Origin of the sequence: Rhodococcus sp. NPDC127593, assembly GCF_042671975.1 — a bacterium.
In the GTDB taxonomy this organism is placed as follows: domain Bacteria; phylum Actinomycetota; class Actinomycetes; order Mycobacteriales; family Mycobacteriaceae; genus Rhodococcus_F.
Window position 1 is genome coordinate 1 of the sequence record NZ_JBHXWI010000171.1, and the last position, 1,531, is coordinate 1,531.

Below are 1,531 nucleotides of genomic sequence, written 5' to 3' on the forward strand. Positions count from 1 at the left end.
TCCGCGCCCAGCCACAGCCGCCGCTGAAACTCCGTCAAATGCGGGCGCATCACGGCGTACCGCCGCGCCACCGAGTCCGCCACATCCGTCATAGCGCAACGGTAACGCCCGAAACCAGCTAAAGCGACATTATTTTGTCACAATCCCTAAGGTTCTCCCGCACGGTTCGTGCAAGCGGCGCTACCCGCGAACGCTGGCAGCGGGTCCACGATCTGATCGGCCAAGGTGTGGGCCTGCTCGAATGCGCCCGCCTCCCGCTCACCCGCCCCGAGAACCTACGCGATAAGGCACCGCGCTCCTGCGGGAACTCACCGAAGCCTGCCCGCAGGTGAGCAAACTCGCTCGCCGCAGCGGCGGAGTTCGCTCAGCGACTGACCGCAGCAGAGGGCAACGACTACAAGCTCACCGACTGGATCACCACCGTTCGCGCCGCCAGGGGCGGGCGCTGTCCGAGCAGATCTCGATCTTCACGCCGGCTGCGCGCCGATGCTGATCTGTTGGGTGAGCTTGAGCAGTTCTTCGACGTGGTAGATCTCGGTGATCTTGCCGCCGACAACGCGGACGATGTCGGTGCCGTTGATAGCGACCGGGTTGCCGCTGGCGGCGAACCCGAAGGCTTCGCCGGTGTGGGTCCCGGTCATCTGCCAGTGAAGGACCACCCAGCCGCCGGAAAGCTCCTGCTGGAACAGGATCCGATGCTGCGTATCGGTGAATCCGTCGCGCACCGCGGCGATCAGCACTCGCATGCCGTCGATGCCCGAGGCGGCGCCGGCAACTGCGTTGTGGTCGATCAGATCCGAGGTGAACACCTCGTCCACCCCGGCGACATTGCCGGTGTCGTAGAGCTCCAAGTTGCGCGCGGCGACCCGCAACGCGGTGGTCGTGGCCGAGCGCACCATCTCGCTTGCGGTGTTGGCCGTACTGATCGCGGTCATGAGGTCCTCCATGGGTGTGTGGTGCGGGCTGATCCAGCTGCGGTTCCCCAACGGAACCAGTTACCTCAAATGAACTAATGGGGCGCATGAGTGATCTGGGGCACCCTCTGCCGGAATGCCCGATCGCCCGTTCCTGACCGTGTTGGCCGGGCCATGGGCGGCGCTGATCGTGCCCGCCTACAACTTGCCCGTCCTGAAATCCGCGCTGCTCTTGAGGACCGCGGAGTCCATGCTCCAGTTCTCCGGCTGGACCCTCTCCCATAGACTTCCCTTGCCGAGCTCCCTTCCCAGCTGGTCTTCGCGACGGAACCACTCCTCAGCGCTTTTGATCCTGTCGGGGTGAATTTCGTCGAGCCGGAACCTGTCAACCTTTCTGAGACAGTGCTTCGGCAGGTTTAGTGTGTCGGGTTCTCCTCCTCGGTGGGTGGTTTGTTGATCCACGTGGTGGTGGGAAGTGCCGGTGGTTCCGGTGGGTTGTGAACGAATCGTTCCGGGTGCCCGGCGTAGGCGGTATCGAGGACGATGCCACGCCGGCGGCGCACCTCCGTGGCTCGCCCGTAGTGCACGTCGGCAGCGGTGTGTAGGCCGATCCCGGA

1 protein-coding gene and 2 pseudogenes are annotated in these 1,531 nt (G+C 64.5%); all 3 read right to left on the minus strand.

Translation table 11 applies throughout. The features are described from left to right. Positions 1-467: 467 nt before the first annotated feature. Complete coding sequence (locus ACFVJ3_RS49410) at positions 468-935, minus strand: ester cyclase (RefSeq protein ID WP_378459035.1); 468 nt, start codon at positions 933-935, stop codon at positions 468-470. Between the two features lie 177 nt (positions 936-1,112). Further along, a pseudogene (locus tag ACFVJ3_RS49415) lies at positions 1,113-1,331 on the minus strand (NmrA family protein); the annotation flags it as partial. After that, a pseudogene (locus ACFVJ3_RS49420) lies at positions 1,331-1,531 on the minus strand (IS3 family transposase); the annotation flags it as partial. The pseudogenes ACFVJ3_RS49415 and ACFVJ3_RS49420, both read right to left, overlap by 1 nt.

Bases quoted from the DNA above. Each gene is read 5' to 3' on its own strand.
- ACFVJ3_RS49410 (WP_378459035.1), bottom strand. From the start codon at position 935: ATGACCGCGATCAGTACGGCCAACACCGCAAGCGAGATGGTGCGCTCG.